The following is a 7,843-nucleotide window of genomic DNA, read 5'->3' on the forward strand; positions in this document are numbered from 1 at the left end:
CCGTCTAGCTGTCATCGGTGAACGGAGTGCAAATGCCGAAGGCGCAATTGGTCCGATCTGTCCGAGATCAGACCGCATTTCGCGCCAGATAGTCGCGCGCGAAGACCAGATACCAGTCGAGGCAGGCCGGATTGGCCATCGCTTCCTTGTTGATGACCTTCTCGACGGGGTGGCCGAGCAGCAGCTTCTTGATCGGCAGCTCCTGCTTCTTGCCCGACAGCGTGCGCGGGATCTCGGCGACGGCAAAAATCTCATTCGGCAGGAAGCGGCGTGAGAGACCTGCCTCGATCGCCTTGTTGATCTTCGCCTGCATCGCGCCGTCGAAAGCGACGCCCTCGCGCAGCACCACGAACAGCGGCATGTAGCTGTCGCGGCCGAGATATTCGAGGTCGACGACAAGGCTATCGAGCACCTCCGGCAACGCCTCGATCGCGGAATAGAGCTCGCTGGTACCCATGCGCAGGCCGTGCCGGTTGATCGTCGCATCGCTGCGGCCGTAGATCACGCAGGAGCCATCCAGGTTGACCTTGAGCCAGTCGCCGTGCCGCCACACCGGCCCGCGGCCGCTGCCGTCGAAATTGTCAGGATAGGTCTCGAAATAGCTGGCGAGATAGCGCGCATTGCCCTTGTCGTTCCAGAAATAGAGCGGCATCGACGGCATCGGCTCGGTGCAGACGAGCTCGCCGACCTCGTCCGTGACGGCACGGCCCTGTTCGCTGAAGGCTTCCACGGCGGCGCCGAGCAGGCGGCATTGCATCGCCCCCGGCGTCTGCGGCAATTCCCTGTTGCCCCCGATGAAGGCGCCGGCGAAATCGGTGCCGCCGGAGATGTTCGCCCACCAGATATCGGCCTGCGCCTTGCTGCCGTTGGTCTTCGACAGTGCTGCGAAGCGCTCGTTGAACCAGGCCTGGGTGTCGGCGCTGAGCGGCGAGCCGGTCGAGCCGAGACAGCGCAGGCGTGAGAGATCGCCGGCAGCGGCAAGGTCAATCTCCGCCTTGGCGCAATTGGCGAAGAACGCCGCGCCCGCGCCGAAGAAGGTTGCTTTCGATTGCGCCACGAAGCGCCACAGCGTGGTCCAATCAGGCTTGTCTCTGGTGCCGCCGGGGCTGCCGTCGAAAATGCAGCAGGTGGTGCCGCTCAGCAGACCTCCCACTTGCGAATTCCACATGATCCAGCCCGTCGATGAGTACCAGTGATAGCGCTCGCCGAATGAGTTCTCGTGATAGGAGCAGCCGATGTCGTTGTGCAGTCCGAGCAGAGCCAGCACGACGATGACGATGCCGCCATGGCCATGGACGATCGGCTTCGGCAGACCGGTGGTGCCGCTGGAATAGACGATCCAGAGCGGATGATCGAACGGCAGCCATTCCGGCTCGAACGCGTCGACCGCGGCGCCCGTCGTCGCGGTGATGTCGGAGAGCAGGGCGTCCGGCGCCGCGGAAGCTTCGCTATGCAGGATCACATGCTCGACCGTCGGCAGCGATCGCCGCAGCTCGGCGACGACGTCCTTGCGATCATGCCTGCGCCCGGCATAGGTGACGGCGTCGCAGGCGATCAGCACTTTTGGCTCGATCTGCTTGAACCGGTCGATCACGGCCGGCGCGGCCATGTCGGGCGCGCAGACGCTCCAGACCGCACCGATGCTGGCGCTGGCGAGAAACGCGATGATGGTCTCGGGGATGTTGGGGAGGTACGCCGCGACGCGGTCGCCGGGCTTGATCCCCTTGTCCTTCAGATGCAAAGCGAGCGCGGCCGCCTTGCGCCGCAGCTCGGGCCAGCTGGTTTCCGTGAGCTTGCCGTCCTCGCCGCTCGAGACGATCGCGGGCAGGCCTGCGGCATGCGCCGCGTCCACATGCCGGAACACCTGCCGCGCATAGTTCACCTGCGCGCCGGGAAACCACACCGCGCCGGGCATCTTGCGCTCGGTGATGACGGCCGCAAATGGCGTCGGCGACTGCAGGTCGTAATAGTCCCAGATGCTGCGCCAGAACGCATCGAGGTCGCGCACCGACCATTGCCGCATCTCTTCGTAAGTCGAAAAGGTCAGGCCGCGTTGCTCGGCGAGCCAGCTGCGATAGAGGGCGATCTGCGGGACGAAAGGAGCGGTCATCATGTATCGGCTTCAGTTGCGGAGAAGGCGAACTTAGCCGGTGTCGACCTTTAGCAAAAGCCGCGCATCGCCCGCCGAATGGCAGGCATGACTTCGCGACCTCGGTGTGCTTTCGGCCAGCTCCAATGCCGCACCCATCGTTGATCTACGTCAACGTTGCCCGTGCACCGCGACGCACGTTGCGTTCAGTTCAGGCTGGGGCACAGCCATCACTATCCAATTGTGCAATGAGGGAGGATCACCATGCGCCGGAGCGAGCGTCGTTCGATGAAGCCAGTGGTTGTCGCAGCGATTGCGGCCGCCGGTCTTTTGGGGACCGTTGGTGTCGCGCTTAGTCCGACACCCGCGAGGGCCGTGGTCTATTGCCAATATATCGATTATCCGCCGTCCTGCGTCGCACGCGCCGGCGTGGTGCTGCGGCCACGCCCTGTTGCACGTGCGGCGGTTCGGGCCGGCACGGCGAGCAGGACCAATCTGAATGGCGGTGTCAACCGCGTCGGCGTGCGTCGGTAAGCGATCTGCGATCGTTACTACTGCACGCCGGCCCAGCGCCGGCCGAACACCGCTGGCTTGGTCCTCACGGCCTGCCAGCCGAAGAAATGGTGCTTGCCGGACCAGCTGTGCACCACGCTGCCGCAGATGGCGCATTTGAAGCTGCCGGCATGCGGCTCGGCATGCTCCTCCCGGGTCGCGGTGTAGTTCATGCTGCAACCCGTGCAGGTGAATTCTTCGATCGTCCAGATGCTGTTGGCCATTGCACCGCAAGTGTTTTTGGGACCTTGCGACGAAGCATAAATGCGAGCCTTTGCATCGGCGTAAATTGGTCGGCTGAAATCCGGTTAATCGTCGTTAGGCAATCCCGGCGCACGTTGCGGATCTTTCTGGATTTTCCTGGATTTGGGCTAGCCTTGCAGGATCGGGCCCGTCTCCGGCCGTCTTGACGGCCGGCCCGGGGCTCGCAATAACCCGGGGCCGCGCAAGCGCCGGCACCCGCGTTGATGCCCGCAAGAAAGCCGTGCCTGTGAAAAGTCTGCGTCAGCTCCTGACCGGCGAGGACGTCATCCAGCTCGTGATCCGGCTCGGCCTGTTGGCGCTGCTGATCATCTGGACATTCCTGATCGTCCGGCCGTTCGTGCCGATCCTGGCCTGGAGCGGCGTGCTCGCGGTCGCATTCTATCCGGCCTTTAGCTGGCTGGCCAAAGTGCTTGGCGGCCGGCCCAAGACCGCAGCCGCCATCCTCACCCTGGTCACGCTCGGCATCGTGCTCGGTCCGGCGACATGGCTCGGCGTGAGTGCGGTCGACGGGGGCAGGGAGCTGGCGCATCAGCTCAGCACCGGCGACCTCGCGCTGCAGTCCGCTCCGGAACAGATCAAGTCATGGCCGGTGATCGGTCCGACATTGTTCGAGTTGTGGGACCAGGCCTACACCAACATCCGCGCGGTGCTGCGTGAGGTCGCGCCCTATCTCCAGCCGCTGGCAGGACCGCTGCTGACGCTCGCTGGTGATGCCAGCCTCGGCACGCTCCAATTCCTGGTCTCGGTGTTTGTGGCCGGCTTCCTGTTTCCGCACGGGCCACGGCTGGTTGCGGCCGGGCGCGGCTTCCTGTCGCGCATCGTGCCCGAGCAGAGCGAGCATTTCCTCACGCTTGGCGGCGCCACCATCCGTGCGGTCGCACAAGGCGTGATCGGCGTTGCCATCGTGCAGGCGCTGCTGGCCGGCATCGGCTTCAAGCTCGCTGCAGTGCCGAGCGCCGGATTGCTGGCCTTCCTCGTGCTGCTGCTGTCGATCGTGCAAATCGGCGCCTTTCTCGTATTGCTGCCTGTCATCATCTGGATCTGGACCGCCAAGGACGTCACCACCGCCCTGGTGCTGACCGTGTTCTTCGTCGTGGTCGGCTTCATCGACACCATGCTGAAGCCGCTCGTGATGGGACGCGGTCTCAACACGCCGACCATCGTCATCTTCGTCGGCGTGATCGGCGGCACGCTGGCCCACGGCATTGTCGGCCTGTTCATCGGGCCGATCATCCTGTCGGTGGCGTGGGAGATGGCAGCGGCGTGGATCGGGAGCGAGGCGGGGAAGCGGACCGCTATATCGCAGGCTTCCGACGAGGTCCCATAGCGTCTCACGCGCGGGCCACACGCCTTTCGCAGAATGTGGACAATTGGGGATGGCGGTGGCCATCAGGGCGGCCGCGGAACTTGTCTAATGAATTAGACAAGTTACGATGGCGCCAGATTCTTTTTTCGGTTTGCGATAGGAATGGCGAAGTCTTCCAAGCTGGTTGCCGCCAAACGCGGCAAGGTCTTGTTGGTCAGGAGACGGTCGGACGGCCTCTGGATGTTCCCGGGCGGCCGCAAGCGTGCGCGCGAAACCGAGAAGGCCTGCCTGCGGCGCGAGATCAAGGAAGAGCTGCCGAAGCTGAAACTCGGCCGGATCAGCCTCTGGAAAGAGGTGAAGGCCAAGAACAAGCGTTCGGGCCGCAAGATGAGCGACGCGATCTTCATCGCCAAGAGCGCCAAGGGGCGCCTTGCGATCGGCGACAAGAAGGAGATCGACCGCGCCGCCTGGCAGAAGCCGCGCGGCATCCGCCTGACCGCGACCTCGCGCTACATCCGGGATCGCCTGTTTCCGCGGAAGTCGCGCCGGAGCTAGCCGCCAAGTGCGACAACCGAGGGCGTGACAATAAGGGGTGTGACAAAGAATCCGACAAGGCGCGCATCGCATGTGAAGCAGTTCACAAGCCGCCACGCAGAGGGCTGCTACACAAGCGTCATTGCCCTTACCAATTCATAATCTTTGAAACACCCCCAGTGTCTCCACGCGCTGGGGTTTTTCGCGTCCAGCCCCGGATGGCTCAGCCCTGCCGCCGCACGAAGCCGGTGATCGTGACTTTCTCCCAGATGCCGGCCGCCGCGAACGGATCGGTGCGATTGAAGGCTTCGACCTCAGTACGGCCAGGAGACTCGATCAGGAACAGGCTGCCGATCATGGTGGCGCCGTCGTCGGCGACCAGCGGGCCCGACATCACGATCTTGACGCCGAAGCGCGAGGTGTCGCTGAGGAAGGCCTTGTGCGCCTCATAATTGGCAAGCCGCCTCGGCAGTGCACCGGTGCGGTCGATGGCGTGGATGGCAAACAGCATGATGTCTCCGGGAGCCCTGAGGGATGATTGTCACGTTAGCCATCCCATTGCGCCATCGCGGCTGGATCGGAGCAACATTGATGGCCAAGTAGCCGCTACTCGGACCTTCCATGCACCCGAGCCCGCCCGGCGGATGACGACCGCGAGCGCGGAGCCGCCCGCGGTTCTGGCGGGGTCGCGATCCTGACCGCCTCGGCCTCGCGCTGCTCTTTGCGCGCCTGCCGTGCGCTTCGCATTGCGCGCTTGATGAACGGGTGCTGAGCGTCGTCGGCGAAGAACAGCACGACTTCGCAACAAGGACATTGCCTGGAATAGCCGTCCTGCAATCGTCCTGCGCGATCGCGAAACATCGTCTTGCAACGCGTGCACTGGATCTGGACGAAACTCATGCGCCGACAACAATGATCATTGGAAATCGGCAGCCACGGTGGGGCCGAACATCTGAAGAAACCCTCAACGCCGGCGTCCGCTTTCTCGTTGCCGCGTGCATTCGCGTGCGAGGCCCTACTGCTTCGCCACCATCGCATCGAGGCAGTGATTGACAAAGTCGGCCCGATCTCGCGGCAACACCTTCGCCAGATCGGCCTTCTGCGCGCATTCGCGCTGGCGGATCTGCTCGGCGCGGCGTTTTTCGGCCGCCTCGCGGTACTCGGGTGCAACCTTGCTGGGATCGACGAGAGCTTGTGAGCGGGCAGGCGAGGTGGCGAGCAGCGCGACAACTGCGACAGCAATAATGACCTGTTTCAAATGAGCCTCCGTAAAAGGCTCATCGTAGCCCCCGCTGCCGGGCGGCTCAACCGTGCATGCGACCGATAGCGGAGCAGCTGTCCGCGCGGCTAGCGGCCGTCTGAACAGTTCATCCCGAGGACATCAATTCGGTTAAACGACGTCACTTTGGGACATGGTCGATCTTGTGTCCCAAATGCCCGGTGTCGTGGTCACGACGCAATTGGCTCAGCGACGTTTCGTTCAACTGATGCAAGACCTCGCCGAGAGTTGCCGTATCCGGATACCCGGCCGCAAAGCCCTTGCCGTAGATCTTCCGCAGTGTCCCGATCAGCGTGTTGCCGTGCTTCTTGCTGATTGCGCCATCCTTGTCCCGGTGGCGACCATCAAGGCCCGGTTCCTTCATGTTGCACTCCCTCGCAGCGTCTGCGCGCCTGGAAAAAGCGTGCGCCCAAAACAGTCGGTTGGCAATGGGACGGCACGTGCAGGCTGAACACTTGCGTACGGCACCGCCGCGACATTGCTTTCGCTTCCGCAAGGGATCGCGAGCCCAAGCGACCCAGGTGCGCGGGGAGGCGGCTAGGCGGCCTGCTCCTCGAAGGAGGTGTAGACCCGGCCATCGGGATCGACGATCTGAACGTCGCGGCACCCGTCCTGGATCAGCTCCCTGGCCTTCTTCAGGGCGGCGGCGAGGGACTCACGCTTGAGGCTGACGACGCCTGCCGTGTCGAAACCGGTGATTTCAAACATGCCGTTCCCTCCGTTTTGTCGAATCCTACACCTTTCGGGTCTGATGTCTCCTGGCTTTTTTCGGCTGGGCAGATGGAACAGGGGACAGCATGAGCCCGCCGTCACGGCTCGCAGCGCCCCGTAATCAGCCGGGGTCACGGGACCTGCCCGGCGACCGCGTCGCTAACGTGGAATTAATCCGAAAAGCCCACAATTTTAGGCAGTTGTGTAAGTGAGTGCTGCGTAAAGGAGGCGTCGAGAGGACGTTCCGGCGACGGCCTCCTTTTGCTCGCTCATGAGGTCAATGCGCATGACCACGACATCCGAAACGCTGGGCTTCGCCGAGCACCTCGACGCTGCAGCCCTTGCAGCCGCAGCGTCAGAATCCCAGCCTGAGTCCGAGGCCCTGGAAGCTCCAGTACCGCTCAAGCGCTCCAGCCGTAAATCGGTCCTGGCCTTCGCGGTGTGTGCCCTGGCGATCAATGGCGCGGCGGCCATCTACACTTCGCCCTTTGATCTGCCTTCACCTGACATCAGCAACCTGGCCGCGCTGTTTCCGCGCCAGGAAGAGCCTGCGCCGAAACCGGATCCCGTTGTCGCTGCCCTGAAGGAGATCCAGTCGGCCCAGCAGCAGCAGGCCGCCGCGCTGCAGGAGATCAATTCGTCCTTGCAGCAGAACACGGCGCTGCGTCAGCAGGACTCGACGACCCTGATGTCGCTCCGGCAGAGCATCACGGACGAGCGGGGCGATGTGAAGAAGATATCGCCGCAGCTTTCGACGCTGATCTCGAAGATCGACACGCTGCAAAACACGATGATGTCCGATGTCACGGCCTCCATCCCGCGCTTGCGCGCGCGCGATCGGCTGTTGCTGCGCAAGCGGATGGTTCGGCAGCCGAAGTCGATCGGGCCGGTTTCGATTGGGCCGGTTTCGGTCGGAGGCGCTCCGCTGAGCGCGCCCGCGACGGTGGCGGTCCCGGAGAGCTGAAGGCGGGGCGGGCAAAGCGCGGGGCCATTTCCGCGCAAGCCTCCTTGCGGGAGGCGCCGTGCACAGTCACCTTGAATCGAACAGGGGAGATTGGCGATCGAACTTCGCGTCGGGTCATCACCATCGAGTTAGCAGGCGGGCTGA

General features: G+C 63.6%; 10 protein-coding genes. 4 read left to right on the plus strand and 6 right to left on the minus strand.

Annotated features, from left to right (window positions below):
• Positions 1–67: 67 nt before the first annotated feature.
• Complete coding sequence (locus XI06_RS24715; RefSeq protein ID WP_237869980.1) at positions 68–2,110, minus strand: acetoacetate--CoA ligase; 2,043 nt, start codon at positions 2,108–2,110, stop codon at positions 68–70.
• Between the two features lie 267 nt (positions 2,111–2,377).
• Here XI06_RS24715 and XI06_RS24720 point away from each other — a divergent pair, with 267 nt between their 5' ends.
• Positions 2,378–2,623 carry a hypothetical protein gene (locus tag XI06_RS24720; RefSeq protein ID WP_237862267.1) on the plus strand — a complete coding sequence of 82 codons (246 nt, stop codon included), beginning with the start codon at positions 2,378–2,380 and terminating at the stop codon, positions 2,621–2,623.
• 17 nt (positions 2,624–2,640) lie between these two features.
• Here XI06_RS24720 and XI06_RS24725 read toward each other — a convergent pair whose 3' ends face one another.
• The gene (locus tag XI06_RS24725; protein WP_237862268.1) at positions 2,641–2,865 is read right to left on the minus strand and encodes a hypothetical protein; all 225 of its coding nucleotides are present in this window, start codon (positions 2,863–2,865) and stop codon (positions 2,641–2,643) included.
• Positions 2,866–3,125: 260 nt separating this feature from the next.
• On the opposite strand from XI06_RS24725, the gene XI06_RS24730 reads away from it, so the two are divergent.
• Together XI06_RS24730 and XI06_RS24735 are read left to right on the plus strand one after the other, a co-directional pair.
• Complete coding sequence (locus XI06_RS24730) at positions 3,126–4,232, plus strand: AI-2E family transporter (RefSeq protein ID WP_237868813.1); 1,107 nt, start codon at positions 3,126–3,128, stop codon at positions 4,230–4,232.
• Positions 4,233–4,373: 141 nt separating this feature from the next.
• Positions 4,374–4,766 carry an NUDIX hydrolase gene (locus XI06_RS24735; protein ID WP_057755621.1) on the plus strand — a complete coding sequence of 131 codons (393 nt, stop codon included), beginning with the start codon at positions 4,374–4,376 and terminating at the stop codon, positions 4,764–4,766.
• A 202-nt stretch (positions 4,767–4,968) separates the two neighbouring features.
• On the opposite strand, the gene XI06_RS24740 is transcribed toward XI06_RS24735, so the two are convergent.
• The 4 genes from XI06_RS24740 to XI06_RS24755 form a co-directional block, all read right to left on the minus strand.
• Positions 4,969–5,256, minus strand: coding sequence for a YciI family protein (locus XI06_RS24740; RefSeq protein ID WP_237868814.1), 288 nt, complete (start codon positions 5,254–5,256; stop codon positions 4,969–4,971).
• Positions 5,257–5,760: 504 nt separating this feature from the next.
• Positions 5,761–6,003 carry a hypothetical protein gene (locus XI06_RS24745; protein ID WP_237862271.1) on the minus strand — a complete coding sequence of 81 codons (243 nt, stop codon included), beginning with the start codon at positions 6,001–6,003 and terminating at the stop codon, positions 5,761–5,763.
• 142 nt (positions 6,004–6,145) lie between these two features.
• Entirely contained in the window at positions 6,146–6,388 is a 243-nt protein-coding gene (locus XI06_RS24750; RefSeq protein ID WP_237862272.1) for a hypothetical protein, read from the minus strand.
• 173 nt (positions 6,389–6,561) lie between these two features.
• The gene (locus XI06_RS24755; RefSeq protein ID WP_237862273.1) at positions 6,562–6,732 is read right to left on the minus strand and encodes a hypothetical protein; all 171 of its coding nucleotides are present in this window, start codon (positions 6,730–6,732) and stop codon (positions 6,562–6,564) included.
• Positions 6,733–7,021: 289 nt separating this feature from the next.
• On the opposite strand from XI06_RS24755, the gene XI06_RS24760 reads away from it, so the two are divergent.
• Positions 7,022–7,699: a hypothetical protein gene (locus tag XI06_RS24760; protein ID WP_333909362.1), complete on the plus strand. Its 678-nt coding sequence runs from the start codon at positions 7,022–7,024 to the stop codon at positions 7,697–7,699.
• The last annotated feature ends 144 nt before the right edge of the window (positions 7,700–7,843 follow it).

Origin of the sequence: Bradyrhizobium sp. CCBAU 11434 (assembly GCF_028128895.1) — a bacterium.
Taxonomy (GTDB): Bacteria; Pseudomonadota; Alphaproteobacteria; order Rhizobiales; family Xanthobacteraceae; genus Bradyrhizobium; species Bradyrhizobium zhengyangense.